Here is a 26,085-nt window from a genome sequence, read left to right as displayed (position 1 = left end):
CGCTCCAGCACCGGGCCCGACAAAAACAACGGAGCCTGCTTTCAGGCCCGCCGATAGGCGGCGGCGTTGAGCCATTCCCCGCCGCCTCTGGCGGCGGGGACCAACTGCGCTGCGGCCCTGGTGAAGGCGTTCTTGAAGTCCGGGGTCATGCACCACGGCATCGCCAAGGACACCCTCACCGGCACTCCCCAGGGCGGAGAATCCTCTCCCCGCTGCTGGCCAACATCGCGCTCAGCGCGCTGGACGAACACTTCCACGCCCAGTGGCAGAGCCTGATGAGCCGCAAGTACCAACGGGAGAAGCGCCGCAAGACCGGCACAGGGAACTGGCGCCTGGTCCACTACGCGGACGACTTCGTCGTCCTGGTCAGCGGTCCGGCCCAGCGGGCCGAGGCCCTGCGCGAGCAGGTCGCCGACCTCCTGGCCCCGCTCGGACTGCGGCTCTCCGCAGAGAAGACCCGCGTGGTCCACATCGACCAAACGTGGCACGAGCAAGCGATACGTCTACACCCGGCCCTCCAGAGTTTGCCCAGCTCCTGACCGGGCTGAAGAAGCTCATTTAGGAACGGTCAGGTCCCGGGCTTGCGCCCGTAGACATACACGTCTTCCCCTTTCCTCAGCAGGTTCCAGTACGCCTTCGCGTCCGCCGTCCGCATGTTGACGCAGCCGCCCGAGCCGGGCGGGTTCCACATCGACTTGGTCGTCGAGTGGAAGGCCTGCCCGCCGTCGAAGAACTGCGCGTACGGCATCGACACGTGGTAGATCGTCGACCAGTGGTTGATGCTTCGCCAGTAGATCTTCTTCAGGCCGGTCCGGGTCTCGGTGCCGTCCTTGCCGGTCCGCACCGGCACCGGGCCGTACTTCAGCCTAGTGCCGTCCTGGATCCAGCTCAGCTGCCTGGTCAGATCCACACAGGCGATGCGGCCCTTGTTGGTCGGGCACTTGCCGGCCTTGTTGGGGTTGTTGCCCGCTGCCCGCTGGGCCAGCATCGTGCTCATCGTGCGCCAGCTAATCGGCCCGGCGTATCCCATCGTCGGCGTGATGCCGTGCTTGGCCTGGAACGCCTTGATCGCCTGGCAGTCTGTCGCGGACTGCCTTCCATCGACCCGGAGGCCGAGGAATTGCTCGACCTGCCGTTGGTACGGGCCGGTGCTCAAGTTGCACGAGGCGGCCTGCGCCGGGGCCGCGCTGAGCGCCAGCGGCACCACGATCCCCGTGATGCCGAGGGCGACACCGCCCCGTCTCCGCCAGCTCCTCGTCCTTGTACGTTCCACGGCCACCAACTCCCCTGAGTTTACAGAGCGGTTGCCCCACCATGGGACGCCTGCAGCAGTGCCTCAGTCGCGGCTCGCGGTCAGAGCCAGGCCCGCGACGAAAGCGGCGGCGGACAGGGGCGGGGCAGGACACATGCAAATCTCATGTAGGTTTTTGAGGCGGACCGGCAAGATCAAGAAGACCCAACTCGACTGCCTCCCAGTTGGCTCAGTGTGGCCCGCGCCTCCATGCCAAATGCCGTCCTTGAAGGCACGTGAGAGGGAAGCAGGGCCGGTAGCCATCAGCGCCCTATCGCTACTTGCCAAGCCCCGGGTTTGGTGGAGAGTGAGTTAGCTGGTTCTGGAGTGCTGCTGGGAGTTCGGGCGTGTAGTGGGCGGCTTCGAGCTCGGCGGGGGTGATGTGGCTGAATTCGCCATGGAGCCTTCGCTGGTTGAGCATCGTCCGGTCATCCAGCCGAGGCCGCCCCATCGACGTCCGGGGCAGCAACGGCCGCACGAAGTCCCACTCGGCATCGGTCAGTTCATGGCGACGTATCACCCGACCATGATCCACCAATCAAGATCACATTGACGACAGACCCTAGGGACCCAGCAGGCGTTCACCGAGTACCTCGCCGGCCTCCGGACAGAATTGAAACGCCGGCGCAAGCTGATGAACATCCTCGACCGGTACGGGCTGTGAAGGAGGTGCGGGCCCGGTGTCCGCTCACGGCGCTTCTCTGTCCCTGAGGTCGATGATGCGGATGGGCTGTCCGGTCGTGCGGGCGATCGTTTCGAAGTCGCGGTCGTCGTCGTGGTGGACGGGCCCGCACTGCGGTGCTCGCCCTTGGCGGTGAGCAGTTCCTGGACGACGCGCGTGCGTCGGTAGATGCCGTGGGGCATGGGGATCTGGTGTAGTGGGCGTTCAGCGTGCGCTTCACGTGCTCCCGGTCCGGCGCCGAGCGTGCTGAGTAGAGGACTTCCAGTTCGGTGATGTCGCACAGGCGACGAGTCCCGCAGCGATCTTGTCGTCCTACTCGGCCGTGGTCCGGCCGAGGGAGACACGGGCGAGCGCGGAGGTGTCGATCAGGTAGTCGGTTCGCGGGCTTCTCCAAGAGCGTGCAGCCGCCGGTAGCGGGCGGTGACCTCCCGCAGGGCGGTGTTGATTGTGTCGTGCTTGGTCGTGGTGCCGAGCTCCTTGGCGGCGGCCTCCAGCGCATCGTCGTCGAGATCGATCACGGTGCGGCTCATGGCACTCCCCTGTGCATACGGTGATGTTTCAATACATATGCTCCGATATGCATGGGTGGGGCTCTACGCGGAGGTACACGCACGTGGTTGACGCAGCGCAAGGGTTTGGCCTCGGTTGACGCGGCGGGGGTTTCATCGGGAAGAATGCCACGACGATGACGCCGCATTCTGCCGAGCCGGACAGCTCCAGGCCCACCGGACCCGCCGCGTCCGCACACACAGAGTCCGAGACTTCATACGCTCCCTTCGCCCACCTCACCGCACCCAACGCCGTCCTGTATCGCCAGGTGATGCACGTGTTCCTGACGGCAAAGGAGCGGTTCGCGGTGCATCTGCGACCCGAGGACGTGCACGCTGCGCTGGCGCCGGAGCATCGCCCCGCCGGCCCGGACGCCGTCGTCAAGGCGCTGACCGGCCTCGTCGGGTGGGGCAATCTGCGGGCGGATCCGGACACCTCCCGGGTCACCGCGGTCGAGGACTTCTACCGCAAACGGTTCATCTACCAGCTCACCCGGGCCGGCGAAGCCGCGGAGCAGGCGCTGTCCGTGTACGACGAGGCGCTGGGGCGGCGCGGAGCACTCCAGGCGGTGGCGTTGCACGACATCGTCACGCACCTGCGGGCGCTACTCGTGCTCGCCACGGAGGAAGAGCCGGACGCGGCCAAGGCGCATCTGGCGCTGTCCGCTCTGACGAGCCGGTTCGAGGCGCTGGCGGAGAACGCTCGGGCGTTCATGGGGTCGCTGCAGCGCACCATCGACCTGCACGGCGTCGAGGTGGACGTGTTCCTCGCCTACAAGGACCGGCTGATCCAGTACCTGGAACGGTTCATCCAGGATCTGATCACTCTGGGCGGGAGGATCGCCCTGCTCATCGGGGAACTGGAGGGCCAGGGCCGGGTGAGGCTGCTGCTGCGGCTGGCGGCCGTGCGGGAGGCCGCCGATGCCGCTCCGGACGAGGCGGACACCGCCGAAACGCAGGCGTACGAGCGGTGGGCGGGGCGCTGGGCCGGACTGGCCGCCTGGTTCGTGTCGGGGGACGGCCGCGAGTCCCAGGCCCGCCTGCTGCGCGGGCGCGCGCTCGGCGCGATCCCGCAACTGCTGGCAGTGGTGCGGCAGTTGAACGAGCGGCGGGCCGGACGCTCGGACCGGTCGGCGGACTTTCGCACTCTGGCCCGCTGGTTCGCCGAAGCCCCGGACGACGGGGCGCGGCATCGGCTGTGGCGCGCCGCCTTCGGCGTCTATTGCGCCCGTCACCTCACCGTCGACGCCGACACTCTCGCCGATCGCGCGGCGCGCCCCGTGGCGCCCTCCACCCTCTGGGCCGAGGCGGAACCGCTGCGGATCAGCCCGCAGCTGCGCCGTACCGGAAGCTACGAGCGGCGCGGCAAGCCCCGCAGAGTGCAGGACCGGTCCGAGCAGCGGCGGCAGCTGGCCGAGCTCGCCGAGAAGCAGGCGCAGGAGATCGCGGCAGCCCGCGCCCGGCTGGCTACGGACGGCATCACCTGTCTGTCCGCGCTCGGCGAGCTGGACCCGGTGACCTTTGGCTTGTTCCTCAGGCTGCTCGGCGATGCCCTGGCCAGCTGGCGGCCCGGCACGACCACGACCACGGCGGCCAGCAACGACGGCACGATGGAGATCCGCCTCACCGCCCTCGACGACGCGCCGTTGGCCGAGATCCGCACGCCGGGCGGCGTGTTCCTGGGCCCCGATCACACCGTCGAGATCACCGACCTCACGCAGCGCATCCCAGCGCGGGATACGCTGTGACCACATCCCTGGGTGAGGTGCTGGACAGCCGGCGCACCGCCGAGTTCCACAAGGCCGCCCGCGCCCTGCTGAAGGAGCCGCTGCTGCTCGCCCGCGGCCCTGGCACCGAGGCCTACCGCCTGGTGCGCCGGCACGCCGCCGAGCTGCGCGATTGGTTCGACCGCAACACCGGCTGGTCATTGCGGGTGGACGCGGAGTCCGCCCGGTTGCGCAGGACGCCCGGCACCCTGGCCGACGCGACCCACCCGGCGCGCGAGGCGTCCCGCGCCGGTGTGCCGTTCACCCGCCGCCGCTATGTCCTGCTGTGCCTGGCGCTGGCCGCACTGGAACGCGGGGAGGCCCAGATCGCGCTCGGCCGCCTCGCCGAACAGGTGGTGCTCGACGCCGCCGATCCGCACCTGGTCGCCGCCGGTGTGGAGTTCACACTGGAGCGGCGCGAGGAGCGCCTGGACCTCGCCGCCGTCGTACGGCTGCTGCTGCGGTACGGGGTGCTGCGCCGGGTGGCCGGGGACGAGGACGCCTACGTCAGCGGGGCCGGCGACGTGCTCTACGACGTGGAGCGCCGCGTCCTGGCCGGGCTGCTTGCCGCCCGCCACGGCCCGTCACTGATCGACGCGGACAGCTTCGAGGAGCGGCTGGACGCACTCACCGCGGAGAGCGCCCTGGACAGCGACGAGCTGCGGTTCCGCGCGATCCGCCACAAACTCACCCGCCTCCTCCTCGACGACCCCGTGCTGTACTACGACGAACTCACCGACGACGAGCTGGCCTACCTGACCCGCCAGCGCGCCTTCCTCACCGCACGCATCAGCGAACTGACCGGCCTGGTGCCCGAGGTGCGGGCCGAGGGCATCGCCATGGTCGACCCCCATGACGACCTCACCGACGTACGCATGCCCGAACAAGGTACCCACGGGCACGTCACCCTGCTGCTCGCCGAGCACCTCGCCGCCGCGGACGGCGAGGTCAGCCGGGGTGAACTGGAGCGCCGAGTGCGGGAACTGGCCGCGATCCACGGCGCGTTCTGGTCCAAGAGCGCCAAGCAGCCGGGCACGGAGGGGGAACTGGTCGAGCAGGCGCTGGCCAAACTGACCGGGCTCGGCCTGGTGAGGCGCACGCCCGCCGGCGTGGCCGCACTGCCCGCGCTCGCCCGGTACGCGGTCGGCGAGACCATCGTCGTGGACCCTGCACACCGCACCCAGCGAAAGGCACAGCAACCGTGACGGCCCTGCCCCAGCCCGTGCCCGGCCGGTGGCGGCCGCTGCGCATCGGCCTGGTCGACCTCTTCTACTACGACACCGAGGAGTTCTGGTTCCGCGACGGCCGCCTGCTGCTGCGCGGCAACAATGGCACCGGCAAGTCCAAGGTGCTCGCCCTCACGCTCCCGTTCCTGCTGGACGGCGACCTGTCGCCGCGTCGGGTGGAGCCCGACGCCGACCCGGGCAAGCGCATGGAGTGGAACCTGCTGCTGGGCGGGGAACACCCCCACCCCGAGCGACTCGGCTACACCTGGATCGAGTTCGGCCGCATCGAGGAGGACACCGGGCGCGCCCGCTTCCGCACCCTGGTCTGCGGGCTGAAGGCCGTGGCGGGCCGCGGCATCGCCCGCCACTGGTACGCCGTCACCGACCAGCGGATCGGCCAGGAGCTGAGCCTGCTCGACGCGACCGGCACCGCCCTGTCGCGGGACCGGCTCGTGGAGGCTCTCGCCGGTCACGGCATGGTGTACGACACGGCCACGGCGTACCGCCGCGCGGTCGACGAGGCTCTGTTCGGCCTCGGCGAGCGACGCTACGCCGCCCTGGTCGACCTGCTCATCCAGCTGCGCCAGCCACAGCTGTCGAAACGGCCCAACGAGGCCGCCCTGTCCCGCGCTCTGACCGAGGCGCTGCCGCCGATGGACCAGGCCGTGATCGCCGACGTGGCGGAGGCGTTCCGCTCCCTGGACGAGGAGAAGGAGGAGCTGCGGGCGGCGGGCGAGGCCGAGCGGGCCGCCTCCGCCTTCCTGGACCACTACCGGCGCTACGCCCGCGTGGCCGCACGCCGCCGCGCCCGGCTGCCCCGCAGCGAACACGCCCGCTACGAGCAACTGCACCGCGACCTGGCCCAGGCCCGGGCCCAGCGGGAGCAGGCCGAGACGGACCGGGAGGCTGCGGCCGGACGGATCACGGAGCTGGAGGAGAGGGCCACGCGGCTGAAGGCGCAGCAGGCCGCCCTGCGCGAGGGTCCCGAGATGCGCAGTGCCCGGGAGCTGGAACAGGCGGCGGCCGAGGCACGCCGCACCGCCGAGGAGCTGAGGCGAGCCGAGACCGACCGCCAGGACGCGGCCCAGGTGCACACCCGAGCCCTGGGCCGCGTCGGTACGGCCGAGCAGCGCGGTGCGGCGGCCGAGGAACGCGTCGCCGACCTGGCCGAGCGCGCCCGGGACACGGCTGCGGCGGCCCGCCTCGACGGCACGCCGCGCACCGACGGGGCGTCGGAGACCGAACTGCGGCGTGCCGCCGAGGAGGTGGTGGCCCGCAGGCGGCGCACCGTCGAGCACGTGGCGGAGCTGGCGGACCGCGCCGATCGGACGGCCGCCGAGCGGCGTGCCGCCGCCCGCCGCCTGGACGAGGCCGACACCGAGGCCGGCCACACCGCGCGGCGGCAGGCCGAGGGGGAAGAAGCCGCCGATACGGCGGGCACGGACCTCGTCGCCCGCGTCCGCGCCCACTTGGACGCCTGCGACGAACTCGCCGTACCCGATCCCGCCGGGCTGCTCGACGCGCTGCAGGACTGGGTGACCCACTGCCAAGGCCCCTATCCGGCACGGGAGACAGCCGGTCAGGGCCATCGCGCACGAGCGGCGCATCTGGCCGACCGGGCAGCCGTCCTCGGACAGGAACTGGTCGGCCTTGAGGCCCGGCGCGCCGAGGCCGAGCGGGAGCTGGCCGAGCTGGAGGCGGGCGGCCAGCGCGGGCCGGCGCAGCCGCACACCCGTACCCCTGGGCTGCGCGAGCAGGTCCCGGGCGCGGCCCTGTGGCGGCTGGTCGAGTTCCGGGACCATGTCCCTGCCGGTGAACGGGCGGGTCTGGAGTCCGCGTTGGAGGCGTCCGGGCTCCTGGACGCCTGGGTGTGCCCGGACGGTACCGCCCTGCACGCGGACGGGCACGACGTCCTAATCTCGCCCGCCGACCCGCTCGCCGGGCACACGCTCGCCGACGTGCTCCGCCCGGCCGTGGACCACGGCGACCCCCAGGCCGCGGCGGTGAGCGAGCATACCGTCGCCCACCTCCTCGCCGGTGTGGGCCTCGGCTCGGGCGGTGACACCTGGGTAAGCGCGGACGGCCGTTTCCGCGTCGGCGCGCTGACCGGCACCTGGTCGAAGCAGGTCGCCGTGTACGTCGGCGAGGGCGCCCGCGAGGAGGCCCGCCGCGTCCGGATCACCGCCCTGCACGACGAACTCGCCGCGTACGCCGGGGACATGGCACGCCTCGGCGCCGAACGTGCCGCGGTCGTCCGGCGCCGCACCACCCTGGACACCGAACTGACCGGCGTCCCCGACGACGCCGCCCTGCGCCACGCGCACGCCCTCGCCGCCGCGGCCTCGGACACCGCGCACCGGGCCCGGGCCCGCCGCGACGAACACGCCGCCGAACTCGCCGATGCTTCCCGGCAGGAGGCCGAGGCCGCCACCGAACTCGCCGACACCGCCGCCGCGGTGAACCTGCCCACAGGCCGGGCGGACCTCGCCACCGTCCGCCAGGCCCTGGCCGACCACACCGCTGTCCTCGCCGGGCTGTGGCCCGCGCTGCGCGAGCGGGCCGACGCGGCACGGGCCCTGGCCGACGAGCGCACGGAAGCCCGGCGGACCGAGGAGAAGGTCACCGAGCTGGCCCAACGCGCCGAGGAGACGGCCCGGATCGCGACGGCCGCCGACGAGCGCCACGCCACCCTGCGTTCCACCGTCGGCACCGCTGTCGCAGAGCTGGAGCGGCGCCTTGCCGACACAGCCGACGCGCTCACCGTGTGCGACCGCGAGCAGCGCCGCGCACGTGAGGACCACACGGCCGCAGACCGGCGCGCCCACCTGGCACTCGGCCACATCGAACGCCTGGAAGTGGACGTCCGCGAGGCCACCGAGGCCCGCGCCGAGGCCATCGCCGCACTCCAGCGGTTCGCGGCCACCGGGCTGCTCGCCGTCGCCCTGCCCGAGGCGGCCGTGCCCGACCCGGCCGCCGGGCCCTGGGCCGCCACCCCGGCCATCGCGCTCGCCCGCGCGGTCGAGAGCGACCTGTCCGGCACCGACGACTCCGACGGCGCCTGGGAGCGCGTGCAAAAACGGCTCAGCGAGGAGTACAAGAAGCTCCAGGACGCTCTCTCCCGGGGCGGTCACAGCGCCTCGGCCCGGATGGCAGAGGACGGCATGGTCGTCGAGATCGTCTATCAGGGACGTACGCGTGCTGTCCCCGACCTCGCCGAGGCCCTCGCCGTGGAAGTCGCCGAGCTGACCCGCATCCTGTCCGCGCACGAGCGGGAGATCCTCGAAACCCACCTGCTGACCGAGGTCGCCGGCACCCTGCAGGAGCTGATCGGCGCCGCGGAGCGCCAGGTACAGGCCATGAACGCCGAACTGAAGGAGCGGCCCACCTCCACCGGCATGAGACTGCGGCTCCTGTGGCGCCCCTCCCGCAGGGCGCCGGCCGGGCTGACGCAGGCCCGCGAGCGGCTGCGCCAGTCCGCCGACGCCTGGACGGCCGAGGACCGGGCCGCGGTCGGCGAGTTCCTGCAGGCCGAGATCGCCCGCCGCCAGGCCGACGACACCGCGGGCAGCTGGCTGGAGGTGCTCACCGCGGCCCTCGACTACCGCGCCTGGCACGAGTTCGGCATCGAACGGCACCAGCACGGCAAATGGGTTCCCGCCACAGGGCCCGCCTCCGGCGGCGAGCGCGTCCTGGCCGTGAGCGTGCCGCTGTTCGCCGCGGCCTCCTCGCACTACGCCACGGCCGGGTCCGATGCTCCGCGGCTGGTCACCCTGGATGAGGCGTTCGCCGGGGTCGACGACGACTCCCGCGCCAAGTGCCTTGGCCTGCTGCACGCCTTCGACCTGGACGTGGTGATGACCTCCGAACGCGAATGGGCCTGCTACCCGCAGGTGCCCGGTATCGCCATCGCCCAGCTCTCCCGCGTTGACGAGATCCCGGCCGTCCTGGTGACCCGCTGGGAGTGGGACGGGACCTCACGGGTCAGGGACAGCGAACCGGGTCGCCTGACAGGCGGCATCCCTGCGCAGACCGGTCCGCGGGCAACGCCGGACATGGCCGAAACCGAGGACACGCTGTGGACATGAGCGAGCGGGCGGACACGAGCGAGCTCGGGGACACCCACCGACAGCCCACGGCACCCGTCGACCGCGACCGCCTGACCCGGCTGCTCGGCGGGCCCGACCTCGCCTGGCTGATCGACCGCATACGCCGCCGCATGGCGCGGGACGAACCCCTCACCGGCCCGGTCTCCCTGAGCGCCCCCACCGCCGGCCAGCGGGCCGCCGCCGAACGGCTGCTGGGTCGCACCCCGGGCGCCGGACGTGCGCTGAGCGTTCGTCTCGACGCCGTGGACGCCGTCCTGCGCCGCTCCCTCATCAGCCCCGACGGCCTGGCAGCAGCCGTCACCGCCCTCACAGGACCTGTCGCCCGGCTGGCCGACGTACGCGAGCGGGAGGAGCACGCCTGGCGGGACGCGTACACCCCGCTCGACGAGCTCACCCGCACCGGCAGGCCCGAACTGGCCGACTGGACCGAGCGGATCGTCTCAGACGGCCTCGTACGCCGGCTCGCCCGCACTCCGCAAGCGGCGAAGCGCCTGCTGGAGGACACCGCCAAGGCATTGCGTCGGCTGCCGGCCAAGCCCGCCGTGTCCCTGCCCGCCTTCGCCGCCGCCGCCTTCGGCGACGCGCACGCCCTCGACAACGGCACCCCGCTCGCCACCCTCGTCCTGTCCGGTGCCCGCTCCCTGACCGGCTTCCCGGACGGCAGCGGCTCCGAGTGGCGCCGCGAGGCTTGGGCATCGGCCGGGCTCCTCAAGGACGCCCTGTCCTCCACCGTCCTGACCCTGGGCCTGCGCGGCTCCCCCGCCCTCGACTGGTCGGCCGACGAGGGCGAACCGGCAGTCCTGACGCTACGGCAGCTCACCCGGTACCCGCCGCGCACGGCACCCCCTGTCGTCCGCGTCTGCGAGAACCCGGCCGTCCTGGCCACCGCGGCCGACACCCTGGGCGCCGCCTGCCCGCCGCTAGTTTGCCTCCAGGGCCAGCCCTCGGCTGCTGCCCTCACCCTGCTGCGCCACCTGCACGCCCACGGAACCACGCTGCGTTACCACGGCGACTTCGACTGGGGCGGCCTGCGTATCGCCTCGGCCTTGCTGCGCCGCGTCCCCTGGCACCCCTGGCGCTATACGGCCGCCGACTACCGCACCGCGGTCGCTGCCACCCCACTGGCCTCGCCCCTGACGGGCACACCGACCACCGCCGCGTGGGACCCGGATCTGCCCGCGACCCTTACCGGACTCGGCGTGCGCATCGAGGAGGAGACGGTACTCGACGACCTGCTGGCCGACCTCGGCCCGTGAGCGGGGGCCGGCCACGGCGCCGTAACCGTCTCCCGTGCGGCGATCCCGCAGGGCGAACACGGCGTTCGTGGTCGAGCCCCAGGCCATGCTCTCGTTGGCGAACGAGCCTTGCCTTTTCGTACTTCGGGCTGCGGACACACGCCTTGGCGTCCTTCCTGCTGATGTCCACACCGGCGCAGCGTTCGTGCAGCACGTCCCCGGCCCCGCTCCCTCCCCTCAGCGCCACACCGACCTGCGAGGGAACCGGCCAGTCGGGACAGGGCGACCTTCGGTGGGCAACTGCAACAGGAGGTAGACGTGATCGCGCTCGCCATTGAACTCAACCAACACCGGACGCCGGCCAGACAGCCGCGCTTCTCGAAACCCTGCACGCGGTCAACGACGCCGCGAACTGGGTGTCCAGTGTGGCGTTCACGCGGGATGTTCCGGCACAGTACGAGCCACGCAAGCACACCTACGCCGAGCTGAGCCGGCCCTTCAGGGCCGGGTCACGTTGACGCCCCTGCGAGCACCACCCACACCTGCCCCTCGGCGAAGTTGATCTGCTTGCCGTCCTTCGTCGTGAACCGGGTGCCGTCCTCGGCGGCCGGGCGGGACCAGGTGACGTCGAAGGCTTTGCCGTCACGCAGGACTTTCGCCCGGCCGGTGCCGACCGTCTCCGTGTAGGGCGTGTTGTTGCCGAGGAAATCATGCAACTCGGACTTGCGGATCTTCACGTACTGCACGACGACCGTTGCAGGGGTCAGTCGCCCGGCATCGGTCGTGGTGGCGCTCGTGCCGTCCGTCGCCACCAGCCAGCGGCCGTGGCTCGCGGACCAGGTGAAGGTGAAGCGGGTCAAGGGAAAGTTCACGGTCTCGGAGGTGTCCGCCTTGCCCCCCGCGGGAGCGGCGCCGTAGGTGAAGCCCGTGTTCAGGGTCGTGGTGCCGGGTGCCTTGGGCCTCAGCTTGTCGGGGCGCAGATACAGGTTGTGCGGGGCGGGGCGATCCGTTCCGCGGTAGTAAGCGCCCGAGGTCCTGCCCGGCGGCTCGGCCCGCAGCGGCGCGGCGTCGATCAGGGGGATCAGCTTGCGCTGCGCCCCGGAGTAGGCGAGCGTCGGCTCGTCGAACTGGCGCAGCAGTTCCAGGTCGCTCTCGCGGGCGCTGCGCACCGGGCCGATTGCCTTCGGCAGCTTGCTCGCATACACCGCCATCAGCCGGCTCAGGCCGCCCTCGACCTGCTCGACGTAGATGATGTCCGCGCTATTCAGGCCGGTGTGCGGCCGGGCGCGGGGAGCGTTGTCGATCTTCACGGCGAGCACGGGCCCTGTGGCTGTCGGACTCGGTGCAGGTTGCTGGCGCGAGACCCGCCCGCTGTCCGAGGGGCCCCGCCCGTCGGACGGCAAACTCCCGGATGTGCAGCCCGCGGCCAGGGAGGCAGACATCAACGCTGTCAGCAACGCTGCCGTTCCACTGCCGCGCCTCGTGCGCACCCTGCGTCCCATACCCACCTCGCCAATCCGGCCGATTACCGCCCCCGATTGTGCGGTTATCAGAACATCGATGGACATACCTCATAGGGCAGGACACCGTGCACTTCCCGGAGGCCGTGCGCATCGATCGGGGTGCTGCGACCGCAGCCGGCGGGTGCGGGGCGGCCGGCGAACAGGCCCCACAGCCGCCTCGACGTCCTCACTGTCTTCGACGAAGGCAAGGCCGATCCGCCGGGACCTGATCGACGTCAACTACGACCAGTCATCTCGTAAGCCGACCGCGATCCGCACCGGTACCGCCTCCGCCAAGGCGATCCTCTCCCGCTCCCCCAGGCAGCTGTGAAATGCGGGGCTTGAGTCATACGTCCCTGCCACCCCGTCGGGGGTGTCCGGACGGAGGAGACCGCCCAGCAGCCAGCTGGGCTCTACCTCCAAGCCCGTCCATTGGGGCCGGGTCAAGTTGACAGTCAACCGGCCCCGAGCCACGGGTGACTGGCCGGGCAAGGCGACCTCGAGACGATCCGACCGATCAGCTCTTTCGTAGGACCATCAACGCAGGTCACCAAGCGTGAGGCCGGTTCACCTACGGAAAGTACTCCCGGCCGGCCCTGGACCAATCGGGCATTCAAACGATCCCTTTCTGGTGTCCGTCAGTCCCCAGTGCGGGATGCCAGATAATCCGCATGATGACTTCATGGCGTGTGAACTTCCGCGATTCGAGTCCGGCGCGACGGCTGTCCATCGGAATGTCCTGCGTTCGCGAATATGGACAGCGAAACCCACTCGGGTCATTCGGGATGACGGCTCCTCCCTTCAGCTGGCACTGTGGCCTGGCATCAGGACGCTTGCGCCGACGACGCTTATCGCAGCGCGCACTGGTCCGTGTATCGGAGGCGAGCGAGGGCTGAGAGACTTGGCTGTGGGTTCCTGGGAGTTGGACTCCTGGGTGTGGCAGGGGAATGCACTTGCCAGCTACTACGAGGCCGGCGAGTATTTCAGCGTCCACTTGCATCGTGATGCTGCCGGTGAACCGGTCCACTGGTACGTCAATTTTGAACAGCCCTTTCAGCGGACTCCCATCGGGATCGACACTTTTGATCTGTTCGTTGATCTTGTCGTTACGCCAGACCTGTCGTCCTACTCCTGGAAGGACGAGGACGAGTATGCGCACGCTCGCCGCCTGGGGCTGGTCAACCAGGAACTTCATCAACACATCGGTCTGGCACGCGAACGAGCGCTGGAACTGCTCAGGAGGCGGATCGGGCCCTTCACGGGCAACTGGCCGAACTGGACCATGTCGCCCTCCTGGGAGTTGCCGAAGCTGCCGCTCGGCACCGACTCTGCTGTTGGCACCAAAGCCGCATGAGCCGTTCGGTATCAGTTCGATGAAAAGATGACGCCGATAACGTCAGCGCGCCTGCAGCCACACGCAGCGACGAGAAACAGGATTCCTTCTTGGCACAGCAAATGGCGTGGTCATGCACAACAGAGCAGAGAAGAGTGGAGAGGCGCCAGATGACGGGCGGTTGCCGAATGGCAGCAGACTCCCACATGCGAGAGCACCGGAGACCGCCTCGTCCTGGCGCATGACAGCCGTGGTCATGTCTCCATGTGCGCGGTTGTGGACGGGGCGACTGGGGCTGTGAGCGCAGCGAAGGCGTGATGGGCTTGTGGAAGGATGTGCAGCCGCAAGGGGAAATGACTGCGGCGGCCTTCGGGGTCTTCGTCGTCTTCGTCGTCTTCGTCGTCTTCGAGGATGAGGCCAGGTTCGCGATGAGACCGTCGCGTGCCCGCACTTGGGCCGGATTCGTCCCCGCCGTCCGAGACATTGCTCGAAGCTACGGGGCCTGGGGCGGGCACGGAGTGAGAGACCTCATCGCGGTCCAGTCGGCCGAAATGACGGCGGGCAGGCGGGGCAGGAGCAGAGATCCAATGAGCCGAACCATCGCCACCCGGCATCCCGCAATGATTGCGGTATTCCGTCATGGCACACGGATACCGCGGCGCGTCCAGGCGATGGTGACGGGTCCAGGTTTGGGCATCGGTAGGATGTCAGGCGTCATACAGGGGTGACATTCTCGGCCTGCGGCCCCTTCTGGCCTTGTACGACATCGAAGCTGACTTTCTGGCCCTCATACAGCTCCCGGTACCCGTGACCGGCGATGGCCGAGTAGTGAACGAATAGGTCGGGACTGCCGCTGTCCTGCTGAATGAAGCCGAACCCTTTTGCTGCGTTGAACCACTTCACCGTGCCGGTAGGCATGTCGTTCTCCTGACGTCAATGATCGAGCAGCACAGCACTGTGCCATATAAATGATCCACGAGACCGCTTGCCACCCCGGAAATCAGGGCCGCGGCACACGGAAATGGAGAGCACGGAGCGACGCGGTCGCCAGCATCTCTACGACCTGGCGCGGATCGGCCACGTCTTCGCCGCCACCGCACTCAACCTCATCCGCATCGACCGATAGCTGACCGGCACCCCACTCGGCGGCACCCGCACCTCCCGCCTCGAAGCCCTGATGCTCGCGGCCTGACCACCGAATCACGCATTCGTCAGCAGAGTCATAAACACCGGAGCACTGACCAAGATCAAAGGTAGACAAGGCCGTCCGTCGTGATGGTGGGCCGTCCGCTGGTGCCGACCACGACGATCTTGACGGTGTGCCTGGCGCTGGTCGGCCAGGTCTTGGTCCAGATGGCCTGGCGGTACAGGGTCGTTGAGGACTTCAGGTCGACCGTGGAGACCTTCACGCCGTCGACGTAGACGTACGCCTGGCCGTAGTTGGAGGCGCGGGAGACCACCCAGGAGGCGGAGCGGCCGGTGAACGTCCAGGTGAGGGCTGCACCCTTCGAACGGCTGGAGTACGACTTGCCGCCGAGGTAGCTCGTGGAGGAGCGGACGGTCCAGCTGCCGGACCTGGCCGCCGAGGCCTCCTGGAGTATCACCGGGGTGGCGGAGGCGGAGGCGGTGCGGTAGTTGCCGGCGTAGTCGTATGCCTGCAGGGACCAGGTGGTGGTCGTGCCTGAGGTGGCGGTGTGGCTGGAGGCGGTGGCGGTTGCGTTGAAGGTGGTGGCCGCCGGGGAGAGCAGCTTGGTGTACCGAAGCGCCTTGTCGTCGGTCGCTTTCCAGCCGAGGGTGACTGGGACGGCTGTGGTGTTGACGGTTCCGGTGCGCAGGGAGAGCTTCGGCTTGGCCGTGAATGCCGGTGGCGTGGTGTCCGTGACCAGGGTGAGCGGCGCGGTGGTCGTCGTTTTGCCCGACTGGTGCGTGGCGCGTACGGCCACCGTGTGGCTGCCCGCGGGCAGGGTGATGCTCGTCGCCGTGTCAGCACCGGAGGTCTTGGACACGGTGGTGCCGTCCACCAGCGCCTCGAAGCTCTTGATCAGCGAGGATGGTGTGGTGGCCGACCAGCGCACGGTGACCGTGCCCTTCGTGTAGTACGTCGAGCCAGAGATGGTTGCGCCGCTGAGTGAGGTGACCTTCAGGTTCTGCACCGGGCCGGCCGCCCAGGTGCGGATCGTCGGCAGACTGGCGTACAGGGAGTTGCCCGGGCACTGGGTGTTGTAGCCGTCACGGTGGGCCGGAATGCGCGGGAAGGTGTACTTCGTGCCCGCAGTGAAGCTCTTGCCGAAGTAGTTCGTCTGGGTCGCACCGGCCGTGAGACTCACCGTGCCGGCCGGGTCCGCGCCGTGCAGGCCGAGTTTCCAGGCCGCCACCCGCGAGACCGAGGCGAGCGCGGCGTCGGTAGCGCCGGCAGAGGTGTGCCGGCCGAGGACCGCGATGCCAGCGGACTCACGGTTGAAGCCGTAGGTGTGGGCACCCAGCACCGGCTTGTCGATGCCGCCCTTGCGGCCCTCGAAGATCGTGCCGCACTTGTCGACGAGGAAGTGGTAGCCGATGTCGTTCCACTTGTTGACCTGCGTGTGGTACGCGTAGATGCCGCGCACGATGGAGGCCGATTCGGTGCAGGAGTAGTCGTTGGCGCCGTCGGTGTGGTGGACGAACACTGCCTTCACGTCCGCGTTGTACTCCGACGGGTCCGGACTGAGCGACTCATCCGCACCCCAGCCGGCGCGGGAAGTGACGGGCGGCTGGGAAACGGTGGACTCCTCCGTGGCGGACGTCTGGGAGGCGGTCCTCTCGGCGGCAAACGCAGCCGGCTCCGGCTTGCTCACCTTCGCCTCGACGTCAGTGACCACACCCGGATCGACCAGGTTGACCTCGAGTCCCTTGGGCAGGGCAGCCGTCGTGCCGTCCTCGTGGACAACCTGGGCCTGAATACCGTCGGACGAACCGACCCACAGCGGCGCGGACGCCCCGCGCATCTCCGCGTCCGGCTTCTCTGCCCGGGAGGCATCCACCTCAAGGTCGTGCCACGCGCTCCACACGCCGCTCTGCAGACTGCGGGTGCGTACCTGCGCCGTGCCGTCGAGCGGCTTGACGGCCCCGGTCCAGGAGACGCCGACGAGCGAGAACTGCGTGGTCTCCGTGCGCGGCAGCTCCCGCTTGCCGGTCGTGGGTCCTTTCAGCGCGAGGTCGTAGACCTTCACCGGCCGCTTTTCGACGCCCTGGGCGCTGAGTCCCTCGGCCGGGCCGGCCAGGGCGTGCGACGCCATGCCGCTACTCCCCATGACCACCGCGCCGAGCAGCATCAGCGCACGACGCATACGTCGCGTCCTACGACTCAATGGGATCCCACCTCAACGCAGGGCCGTAAGGCTCAAATGAAAGGTCAGAGAAGCGATGAGGCACACCTTCGGTGCGCCGGATCCACACCGTATGGGCTTCCGGCATCGAGCTGACTCTTCGCATCCCATGACGGCCCTAAAGTCAGCAGCCGCTGCCCGATCCGGCTGCCTGTCGGACACCGATCGCGGCCACAGCGGCATCGCCCATGCGGATCTGGCATGCGCCTGCGCACCGCTGCGGCCAATCCCCGTCTTCGAAGTGCTCACGCAGCCGCTCGGGATGCGAGCCGCAGCTACCGACCGGTATATGCAGCTCGACGGACTGCTCTTGTTGGAAGCCAAAGCCCGCTCGACGGGGGCATGTTGGCGGGGCCGAGCACTTCCCGAGGCAACGAATGTGGCCTACCGTTCGTTCGAACGACTGGGAGTTCTTCATCGGCCGCGGGGTGAGTACCGGCTTCGAGTCGGTGAAGTCTCCGTCCCTGCCCGGCACCTGGTCGAACAACCTGGGCATCGGCATCTTCGGGCCGACCGGGTTCCGCGGTTGGTCAAGCAGGGCCAGGCGTGACTTCACGCTGTCCGGTGCGGATGCCACGCGGGTTACCTGGCAGGCCGATCCGGCCGGGCAAGTGGTCTGTGGCGCTCGGGCCGGTGGTCCGTGAGGTGGGCGGCAGGGGCTGGCAGGTCCAGGTGACCGTGGAGTATGGGGACCTACTGCCCGCGGTCCGTTACGACATCCTTCCCTCGGTGATATCCGGCCGTGGCAGCGGCTGGTAGCGCGGAGACCTCCATCTGCACAGCGACCACTCGGACGGGCAGCGGACGGTCGATGACCTAGTGGCCGCCGCCTGGACCGCGCAACCGGACTTCATCGCCACCTTGGATCACAACACCAGCCCGACCGGCGTGTCCTGGCGCGGCAACGTGCCGGAGAAGCTGCTGGTGATCAAGGCGGAGGAAGTGACCACGCGGCACGGGATTTGGCTGGCCATCGGCCCGAATCTCCACCCAGCTCGCCGGCACCGTTGTGGCCTTGGTCTTCGGACAGCAGTTGCGACGCCTGGCCACCGGGACGTCCGCCGACAATCTGGCGGAGTCTCTGTTGGCCGCCCTGGCGCACAGCCAAAGCGGAAACGGCAATGCGACAGGGTGATGAAGGCGCAGGCCACGAGGGCGCTGATGCGCGCCCATTGGAGGGCGGAGAGCCGCTCGGCCGACACCGGCCCCTTGGAAGCGCAACGCCTGCGCCCCGCCCTCGCGCCACTTGCGCACCGTCGGCACGGTGACGCGGAACTCCTCGGCGACTGCTCCGATGCGCTCCCCACGCTCGAACCGCTCGGCGGCGCCCATCCAAGAGGCACCGTTCCCACTCGGAGAACTGCACGCCGTCACGGCACAAGACAACAGAGACCGAGACGCACTGACGGATTACTCAACAGCTGCCTGCCCTTTGCTCGAGCGGGCTCGGTACGGGGAAGTAGCTGTTCAGGAAAGGGCTGAGCAGCGCCTGCTGGTCGGCGATGTCCTGTTCGCCGGACACGGTGTCGTTGAGGCAGAAAGAGTGGCGGTCACGGCTGGCGAGGAGCCTGTCGAGGCGTGCGGCGGTATGGGGGTGCGACAGGTCCAGGTAGGTGTAGCGCAGTTCGGCCGGAGTGGCCCGGCCGGTCTGGTGCGCGTAGTAGTGGTGCAGGTTGGAGGCGATCGACAGGTCGTTGAGGCTGCGGAAGCGGTTGCCTGCTGTGGTGCGGTGCTGGTCGCTGAAGGTGTCTTCGATCTCCTGCAGGACGCTTCGGCGCAGGGCGTGTGGGGTGTGTTTCATCTTCTGGGTGATGAAGACGTTGAAGCGGGACTGGAGCAGCGTGCGGTTGTTCTTGCCCGCCACGCATACGGGCGGATCGTCGCAGCTGGGCGGCCCGAGAGGGATGTGGGCGGGTGAGGGGAAGAACTTTGTGATGCCGTTGGCGCGGAAGAAGTGCTGGGGAAGGACGGGTCGGCCGAGGAAGACGTCGTCGTTGAAGTAGAGGAAGTGTTCGGACAGGCCGTCTATGTGGTGCAACTGGCTTTCGATGGCGTGGGAGTTGAACGTGGGCAGAATGCTGGGGTCGCGAAATATGTCGTGGTGGCTGACCACCTGCACTCCGGGGGCGCTGGTGTCGAGCCAGTGCGGGACCTGCTGGTCGGTGACGAGATAGACGGTACGTACCCAGGGCGCGTATTGGTGCAGGGAGCGCAGGGAATAGCGCAGTTCGTCGTGGCTGACGTAGCGGGCTGAGTTTGCGGCCTCGGCGTGGTAAGGCTGTCCACCTGCTGCGGCACGGCGCTGCAGCCAGGCGGGGTCCTGTCCGTCGACCCAGGTGTAGACGGCGTCGATGGGGAAGGTGATGTCGTCGGGCAGCGTGGGCTGGAACTGCTGCCGGGTACGAACGCGAAGGCTTGTCTGCCGATGGTGAGCAGCGTACAGCTGGCTGAACAGGGCGTCGGGAGCTTGGACAGCCGTGTCGTGGCGGGGAATGCGGTCGGTGATCCGGTTCGGGCGCGGGGCGAGCAGGAAATCTCCGTCAGCCGTCCAGAATTCGAGGTCGCACCCGTATGCAGTGCCCAGGACAAGGCGCAGTGTGGGGTCCGCCTGGTACCAGGTCATGCGGATGACAGCGGTGCGTGAGAGAGCTCGCCAGGTGGCCCGGGCGTATCCGGGTTTGCTCGAGCGCGGGGTGATGGCTGTGTTGCCCAGCGGTGAGACGTAACCTGCTGTCCGCTCGCACAGCAAAGCCAGCTCACGCAGGACAGTGTGGCGGTCGGTTTCGGACACGGCGACGACGGTTGATCCATCGTGCTTTCCCCGCACACAGAAGTAGTCGATTCCGGCCTGCTGGAGAGTGGAGCAGACCATGCTGAGGTTGTGGCGGCGCGCGGCCAAGGGTGTGATGTCCGGCCGTGTCAGAACGGCCTTGGGCACACCTCGCTCCAGGCGCAGCCGGCGTCCGTCGGCGAAGGCCTGGGGGTAGCGGTACACAGCCAGCCGGCTGCGTGCCCGATTTCGCACCTTCTCAGGGGAAGGGCAGACCGCGAGCAGTCGCTTGAGGCGCTGGCGATAGTGCGGTGACAGCCGATGGGCGATACGGCGACGCAACCAGACCGGAAGCAACGTGCGCACCGTACGAATCCACCAGCTCGTCTCAGGATTGGCCCGGAAGCGCGCACCGATGTACTCACCCGAGCGGCGAGGCGACTGTGCAGTGGCCTCGCCCGGGAGAGCGAGGGTTTCGTTGTGGGTCATCGGCTATCTCCGTGGGGAAGCGAAGGACGCAGCGGACCTTCGGCCGAGCAGGCAGGGAAGGTCGAGTCGCCAGGCGGGGACGGTTCGGCGTCACCGTCACGAGCCGTCAGGCCATCGGCTCACGCCATGGCTAGGACCGTGATCGTTCACATGCAGAGGGCGTTCGCGTACCGCCGCCGTCGGCGGCAGCGGCTTATCAAGCCGACATAAGGCCTCAACGAGATTCCTCCCGGTGGGCTCCCTCAGCTGGCAGAAGGGGCACCCCCCTCTGGTCAAGGGTGCGCTACGTCAGAACCGGTTCTGCGTTTTCCTGCGTGATGTAAAGGGAGGGGAGCTGTCACACAGCAGGTTGCGCGCGTGTGGGAATGACGGCGCGCATAAACGAAACTGCGGTTGACCTTGCTTCGTGGTGAGTCCCTGTCATCGGTGCACGCTGTCGGCCGGCGGATGCGCGTGTGAAGCCGGGCAGCGAGGATCAGCTGGCGGTGTTGGCTCAGTGGCAGGTCACCAGGGACCGCCCAGAGTGCGGATCGAGCATTCTCAGCGGACATTCTGACTTCCGGCTGCGTGACGAGGACTGAATCGAGCGCCCTGCCTCCCCCCGCGGGCCGGACGCACGCGGCTCTGCCTCGCCGCCCAGCAGGGGTACAGGTCGCCTCCGAGCGGCCCGGGCCGTGGGAGCTCGGCGGCCGTCCGGGCGGGTGGCCGGCCGGACGGCGGCCGTCGGCTGGAAGGAGTGACGAGGCATGTATCGCGATCCCCAAGGCCTTTGATCGTTCCCGGACGGCTTCGCCCCACCGGAATCGAGAACGTCGGGTGCCCCCGCGCAGCCCCGGAAGGTACCCAGTGCCGGTTCCAGGGGCTGCGCGGGCAGCTTCCCGGTCGCGTCGATGACTGACCTGCGCAGGCGCGAGCAGCCCGCAACCTGGTCGCCCTCGCGGCGGCCCGCACGACTGGTACCGGAGTGGCCGGAGACCAGGACACGTCACGCGTGTCGAAGCCCCGTGGAGCCGACCGTGAGACCCGTCGCCAACACCCCGGCCAAACACCGGCCGGGGCGGACGGGCAGATGGCGCGAGCCTGCCGCACCAGCGGCAAAAGGAAACGGGAGACCGTCGTCAGGACACCGAAGCGCACCCCACGCAGGGGTGACACCCACACGGACCTTCCAGACAGAAACATCTGGAAAGCCGAGAGTCACAGAGACTCTGAGCAACGGGCGGGTTGGTCGAGGTCGTGCGGCGGTCCGGTCTGGGGCCCCGGATGCCGGTCGCTGGAGGCGCTGTCAGCACGGATCTGGGCGAAGGCCGAGTGCAGGGCGTGCTGGAGCTGACGAGAGAGGGGCCGCTCCACCCAGCGGTGCACCAGGTGGGCCAGTGCCAGCACGGCCGCCAGTGTGCTGCCGAGCAGGACCCAGCGGTCGACCGAGGGCTGGAATAGGCGGAAGATCTCCCAGCCGATGTACTGGTGGAGCAGGTACAGCGGGTAGGTGAGCGCGCCGGCCGCCGGCAGCCATCGCCAGTCGATCCGCCGGAACCAGCCCAGGGAGACGCCCGCCATCATGACGTAGAAGACGGTGATGATCACGGCCACGCCCCAGCCGGGGATGTTGTGTCCGACGTGCTCCAGGGTCTGGCGCCAGGTCTGCATCACGGTGTGCTGGCTCATGGCGAAGGAGAGGGCGACGATGCCCCACAGCAGCAGACTGGGCCCGAACCGGTACATCAGGTGGAAAGCGAGGCCGGCGATGAAGAACCAGCAGTGCGGCACGACCATCAGGTCGTCGAGGGGACCGAGGTCGTATCCGCCGGCCAGCAGTGCCAGGGTCGCCCACGCGAGACAGAAGGCGACTATCCGCCGGTAGGTGAGTCCGCCCCGCACGACGAGGGCGAACAGCAGGTAGAAGCGCAACTCGGCCCAGAGCGTCCAGTACACGCTGTCGACGGGGTCGACCCCCATCGGCCGCTGGAGCATCGTCAGATTGACCAGTACATCGCGCCAGGCGAGCGGCGTTATGCCGCCGGCTACCAGGGCCACCATCGTCGTGGTGGCGATCACGCCAAGCCAGTAGGCGGGGTAGAGCCGGATCACCCGCGAGGTGAAGAAGTCCGCGACGCTGCGTCCCCAGCAGCTCATGCAGATGACGAAGCCGCTGATCATGAAGAACAGCTCAACGCCCAGCCAGCCGTAGGCGGATGGCCGGAAGATCACCGGGAACAGCTCCGCCTGTGAGCCCTCCCAGCCCCCGCCGAACGCCACATAGTGATAGGCGACGACCATCAGCGCGGCCGCGAGCCGCAGGCCGTCCAGCACGACGATCCGCTCGGTGCTCCCCTGCCGCCCTCGCACCTCGCGCAGCACACCGGCCCGCTTCGGACGCAGTGATCTCATGTCTCTTCGCACGCAGTTCTCCAGGATGCGACTTCTGCCGCCACGAGCACGGCCGGATCATTCTAGGTTCGTGGCACATTCAGTCGGCCTGAGGCTTTTGCATATATGCGAAGGCGCGGTGCTGCCCGGCCCCGTCTGTGGGCACCTCACAGACGGGGGCCGGTAGGAAATTCGAACCTGCGCCAAGGTTCCGCAGGGCGTGCACTGATCAAGGTCAGAAGTGTTCTGACCTGTGTGTACGTGGCCGCGAACGGGCAGGTTCGAATCGTGTCGTATACCGTGCGCCGGGTCGTTCGTCCGCGAGTTCCGTGTGGTGGCGTTGGTGGGTTCAGCGACGAATGAGGGGGCCACCTGGCACATCACGCATCTCTTGTTGATCAGGAACTGGCATGCCGAGCCGGAGGGAAGGCCTTCTCTGCCGGGGGCCGCCGCCCGCACGAGCTGATGTGCGGCCGTGTGGCCGCGGCTGATACCTCACCGCCTGCAGCAGATGCCGTCTCAGTAGCCGGGTCACACCTGTACAGGTCCGAAAAGCTCACACCGTTGCCATTCACTCGAACCTGACCGTGAACAGCCGGAAAGCAGAGCACCGGGAAACGAAGGAACGCTGCAACTCCCACCGACGATGGTAGATGACCTGACGAGGTGTCCGGAACTTCTCCACGCCCTACTGCCCGAAAGGGCAGCATCGACCGGACTCCTCCTCACACACCGATGCGCAAGGGCGCACCCCCCGGGGGTGCGCACCTCCCTTCACTACTGACCTGAGCAGCTGTTACCGCAGGTCAACGGTTCATGTGCGGCAGGCGAACCGGCGGTTCCGGCTCCCCGGTCTTGAATTGACGTCTCCGGGAATTGAAGTCAAGATCTCGATGCAACCGAGCCTGCCCGGGCGGTACAACTCGTCTTGTTTCAAAGCCTGTTGTGCGGTCCGTGATGATGATCCGCCCTCTTCAAGGGCGTTCCGGGAAGGAGACCCATAAGTGGCGATGCCTTCGCTGTCCGATGTTTTATCCGCGGAGGGGGAGCAGCCCCTCGGAGAGGGGGCTCGACATCGTCGTCGGCAACTCCCGCCCCGGCCTGCAGGCCGGCCTGACCCGTCTCGCCCGGCGCGGCCAGCTGATCACAGCAAGCGGGTTGTCGCTTCCATCGAATCGCTGGACGGCAGGTTCGCTGCCGCGCTCAACCTGATCGCGACCGGACGGATACCCACCGAGCGCGCCGTCCCGCACGCCTACCCGCTCGCAGAGTTCGGCCAGGCATTCAGGCGACTGGGCATCCGCTCGGACGCCAGAAGGAGGCTTGCCCCGCGTGATGCACTGCAGGTGGCCGTTGCTCAGAGTCTCAATGACTCTCAGCTTTCCAGACGTTTCCGTCTGGAAGGTCCGTGACGGTGTCACCTATGCGTGGGTTGCGCTTCGGTGTCCTGACGACGGTCTCCCGTTTCCTTTTGCCGCTGGTGCGGCAGGCTCGCGCCACCTGCCCGTCCGCCCCGGCCGGTACTTTGGCCGGGGTGTTGGCGACGGGTCTCACGGTCGGCTCCACGGGGCTTCGACACGCCTGGCGTGTCCTGGTCTCCAGCCACTCCGGTACCAGTCGTGCGGGCCGCCGCGAGGGCGGCCAGGTTACGGGCTGCGTTCTCGTCCCGGTCCATGACCAGGCCACAGAGATCGCAGGTGAAGACTCGGACATGCAGCGGCAGTTTGGCTTTCGTCGCACCGCAGTCCGAGCATGTGTTTGAGCTGGGGAACCAGCGGTCGGCCACGACACGGCCCAGTTGTACCCCGCCCGCGCCGCACCACAATGCGAGCGCAGCGCACACCCGGCATTCGGATCGAGAGCGAACGTGTACGCCTGCACCACACAGCCGGGCCGCGGCCGGAACTTCTTCACTCAACGGCCTCGCCGGTCGCCACAGCCACCCGCACGGGCGGCACGGTTCCTCGCCACGCGACGCCCATACAGACGGGCACACATCGAGGTCAGCACCTCGGTGATGTCCCGCACCAGATCACCGGTCGCCTCGGCGGGATCGAGGACGACCAACCGCCGCCCGGCCGCCGACAACACGGCATCGAGGTGCTCGACACCGAACCGGGCCGGCCGGTCACGGTGCTCGACCACGATCACAGCGGCAGACGGATCGGACAGAACCCGATGCAGCTCGCGCCGACGCCCGTTCAGCCCCGAACCGACCTCCGTCACGACCTCCGCGACCGGCAGGCCGAGACCAGTGGCCCCCTGGACCACACGGCCCGCCTGCCCGTCAAGGGTCCGGCTTCTGGTCCGCCGACGAGACCCGGCAGTACACCACGACGCGACCGGGCACCTGCGGAGTGGGCTCGCCGACCAGCCACATACCAGACGGCGTCCGACGCACCGGCACCGGCATACGGCCCACCTTCACCCACGCCCACGCGCGGTCTGGTAGCGCACGCCATTGCGCGCCTCCCACTCGGAAAACTTCACACCATCAAGATATGAGAAAACTGAGGCTCACTGATGAAAAACGCAGCGGTTGTCAACCCCTACCCCATGACTGTGGCACAACAACACGCCGAGGCCGTGCTCTTCGACTGTGATGGGCTGCTGCTGGACACCGAGCCGCTGCAGGCGCTTGCAGAACGCTGCTTCCTGCTCTCACTCGGCGGCATCTGGTACCACCGGCACCATGTACTCAGCCCTGGTCGCTCAATCCCTGACACCGCCGCCCTACTCGCTCGTGAGGCGGGCGTGGACATGCCCGACGACGAAGCCGCAGCCCAGCTGCTGCACTACTTCGGCAGGGCCACCGAGTGGGCGTCGTTGCCTTTGATGCCGGGAGCCGCTGCGCTGCTGGACACACTCGACGAAACGGGCACCACACTGGCCATAACCTCCAACTTGCCCGAGCCCCTCCTCGGACGGCTCCTCGACGAGGCCGGCCTCCGCGGACGATTCGTCGTGGCCGTCGGCGCGGGAGGCGACCTGGCACCCAAGCCCGCCCCCGACGTGCACCGCGCCGCGTGCTCGCTGCTGGGCGTGGCGCCCGAGAAGGCCCACGCTCTGGAGAGTTCGCAGCCGGGAGTTGATGCGGCTCATGCTGCAGGGCTGGCTGTCACCGGCGTTGCGGCCGACCCGCTCCAGCTGAACGGATGCCGCCAGGTCGGCTGGCTCGGTTCATTGACCCCTCAGCATCTGGGCGTTGCCGTGCACGGCCTCCCCCGGGGCTGAACCGGCGCATCTCGAACGTGTGCCCCTGCCGATACGGTTGGACGGGGCGGAACCAGCACGCCACGCGCTGAGCAAATAGGCCCCAGGCCAACGTCACCGCGGCTCACGCGCATCGGCCAGCGCGATCTCTGTCCAGAGGTGAGCCGGCCCTGGACCTCGATCGAGCCT

At 68.9% G+C, this 26,085-nt stretch carries 15 protein-coding genes and 2 pseudogenes; 7 read left to right on the top strand and 10 right to left on the bottom strand.

Annotation, left to right across the window (positions count from 1 at the left end; translation table 11 throughout):
• The first annotated feature begins 104 nt into the window (after positions 1 to 104).
• Entirely contained in the window at positions 105 to 539 is a 435-nt protein-coding gene (locus OG331_RS49045) for a reverse transcriptase domain-containing protein (protein ID WP_406210841.1), read from the top strand.
• Between the two features lie 29 nt (positions 540 to 568).
• Here OG331_RS49045 and OG331_RS49040 read toward each other — a convergent pair whose 3' ends face one another.
• The 3 genes and pseudogenes from OG331_RS49040 to OG331_RS49030 form a co-directional block, all read right to left on the bottom strand.
• A complete protein-coding gene (locus OG331_RS49040; RefSeq protein WP_406191399.1) occupies positions 569 to 1,273 on the bottom strand; it encodes a L,D-transpeptidase family protein in 705 nt (234 codons plus the stop codon).
• A 706-nt stretch (positions 1,274 to 1,979) separates the two neighbouring features.
• A pseudogene (locus OG331_RS49035) lies at positions 1,980 to 2,342 on the bottom strand (VapC toxin family PIN domain ribonuclease).
• Complete coding sequence (locus OG331_RS49030) at positions 2,339 to 2,503, bottom strand: type II toxin-antitoxin system VapB family antitoxin (RefSeq protein ID WP_406191401.1); 165 nt, start codon at positions 2,501 to 2,503, stop codon at positions 2,339 to 2,341. The pseudogene OG331_RS49035 and the gene OG331_RS49030 overlap by 4 nt, the downstream one beginning before the upstream one ends.
• 155 nt (positions 2,504 to 2,658) lie before the next feature.
• Between OG331_RS49030 and OG331_RS49025 the strand changes: the two genes are divergently transcribed.
• Genes OG331_RS49025 through OG331_RS49010 form a run of 4 tightly spaced genes read left to right on the top strand, consistent with a single transcriptional unit; the run spans position 2,659 to position 10,875 of the window.
• Positions 2,659 to 4,269, top strand: coding sequence for a TIGR02677 family protein (locus tag OG331_RS49025; protein ID WP_406191403.1), 1,611 nt, complete (start codon positions 2,659 to 2,661; stop codon positions 4,267 to 4,269).
• Complete coding sequence (locus tag OG331_RS49020; RefSeq protein WP_406191405.1) at positions 4,266 to 5,492, top strand: TIGR02678 family protein; 1,227 nt, start codon at positions 4,266 to 4,268, stop codon at positions 5,490 to 5,492. Before OG331_RS49025 ends, OG331_RS49020 begins: the two co-directional genes overlap by 4 nt.
• Entirely contained in the window at positions 5,489 to 9,598 is a 4,110-nt protein-coding gene (locus OG331_RS49015; protein WP_406191407.1) for a TIGR02680 family protein, read from the top strand. The genes OG331_RS49020 and OG331_RS49015 overlap by 4 nt, the downstream gene beginning before the upstream one ends.
• The gene (locus tag OG331_RS49010) at positions 9,595 to 10,875 is read left to right on the top strand and encodes a TIGR02679 family protein (RefSeq protein WP_406191409.1); all 1,281 of its coding nucleotides are present in this window, start codon (positions 9,595 to 9,597) and stop codon (positions 10,873 to 10,875) included. Before OG331_RS49015 ends, OG331_RS49010 begins: the two co-directional genes overlap by 4 nt.
• A gap of 488 nt (positions 10,876 to 11,363) precedes the next feature.
• Here OG331_RS49010 and OG331_RS49005 read toward each other — a convergent pair whose 3' ends face one another.
• Positions 11,364 to 12,356, bottom strand: a complete 993-nt coding sequence (locus OG331_RS49005; RefSeq protein ID WP_406191411.1) for a DUF3048 domain-containing protein — start codon at positions 12,354 to 12,356, stop codon at positions 11,364 to 11,366.
• Positions 12,357 to 13,263: 907 nt separating this feature from the next.
• Between OG331_RS49005 and OG331_RS49000 the strand changes: the two genes are divergently transcribed.
• Positions 13,264 to 13,710 (top strand): DUF402 domain-containing protein, encoded by a 447-nt coding sequence (locus OG331_RS49000; protein ID WP_406191413.1) that lies wholly within the window; start codon positions 13,264 to 13,266, stop codon positions 13,708 to 13,710.
• A 693-nt stretch (positions 13,711 to 14,403) separates the two neighbouring features.
• On the opposite strand, the gene OG331_RS48995 is transcribed toward OG331_RS49000, so the two are convergent.
• The 6 genes and pseudogenes from OG331_RS48995 to OG331_RS48970 all read right to left on the bottom strand — a co-directional run bounded on the left by OG331_RS48995 (position 14,404) and on the right by OG331_RS48970 (position 25,173).
• On the bottom strand, positions 14,404 to 14,607 hold the full coding sequence (locus OG331_RS48995) for a cold-shock protein (protein WP_406191415.1): 204 nt from the start codon (positions 14,605 to 14,607) through the stop codon (positions 14,404 to 14,406).
• 329 nt (positions 14,608 to 14,936) lie between these two features.
• Positions 14,937 to 17,015: an N-acetylmuramoyl-L-alanine amidase gene (locus OG331_RS48990; protein WP_406191417.1), complete on the bottom strand. Its 2,079-nt coding sequence runs from the start codon at positions 17,013 to 17,015 to the stop codon at positions 14,937 to 14,939.
• A 1,453-nt stretch (positions 17,016 to 18,468) separates the two neighbouring features.
• Positions 18,469 to 20,313, bottom strand: coding sequence for a stealth family protein (locus tag OG331_RS48985; protein ID WP_406191419.1), 1,845 nt, complete (start codon positions 20,311 to 20,313; stop codon positions 18,469 to 18,471).
• A gap of 1,197 nt (positions 20,314 to 21,510) precedes the next feature.
• Complete coding sequence (locus OG331_RS48980) at positions 21,511 to 22,704, bottom strand: acyltransferase family protein (protein ID WP_406191421.1); 1,194 nt, start codon at positions 22,702 to 22,704, stop codon at positions 21,511 to 21,513.
• A 1,396-nt stretch (positions 22,705 to 24,100) separates the two neighbouring features.
• A complete protein-coding gene (locus tag OG331_RS48975; protein WP_406209501.1) occupies positions 24,101 to 24,469 on the bottom strand; it encodes a zinc ribbon domain-containing protein in 369 nt (122 codons plus the stop codon).
• A 128-nt stretch (positions 24,470 to 24,597) separates the two neighbouring features.
• Positions 24,598 to 25,173: pseudogene (locus OG331_RS48970) on the bottom strand (IS607 family transposase).
• A gap of 72 nt (positions 25,174 to 25,245) precedes the next feature.
• Between OG331_RS48970 and OG331_RS48965 the strand changes: the two are divergent.
• Positions 25,246 to 25,917 (top strand): HAD family hydrolase, encoded by a 672-nt coding sequence (locus OG331_RS48965; RefSeq protein WP_406191425.1) that lies wholly within the window; start codon positions 25,246 to 25,248, stop codon positions 25,915 to 25,917.
• Positions 25,918 to 26,085 lie beyond the last annotated feature (168 nt).

This window comes from Streptomyces sp. NBC_01017, from assembly GCF_045162795.1.
Classification (GTDB): Bacteria; Actinomycetota; Actinomycetes; order Streptomycetales; family Streptomycetaceae; genus Streptomyces; species Streptomyces machairae.
This window is presented reverse-complemented; position numbering and strand designations above follow the sequence as displayed.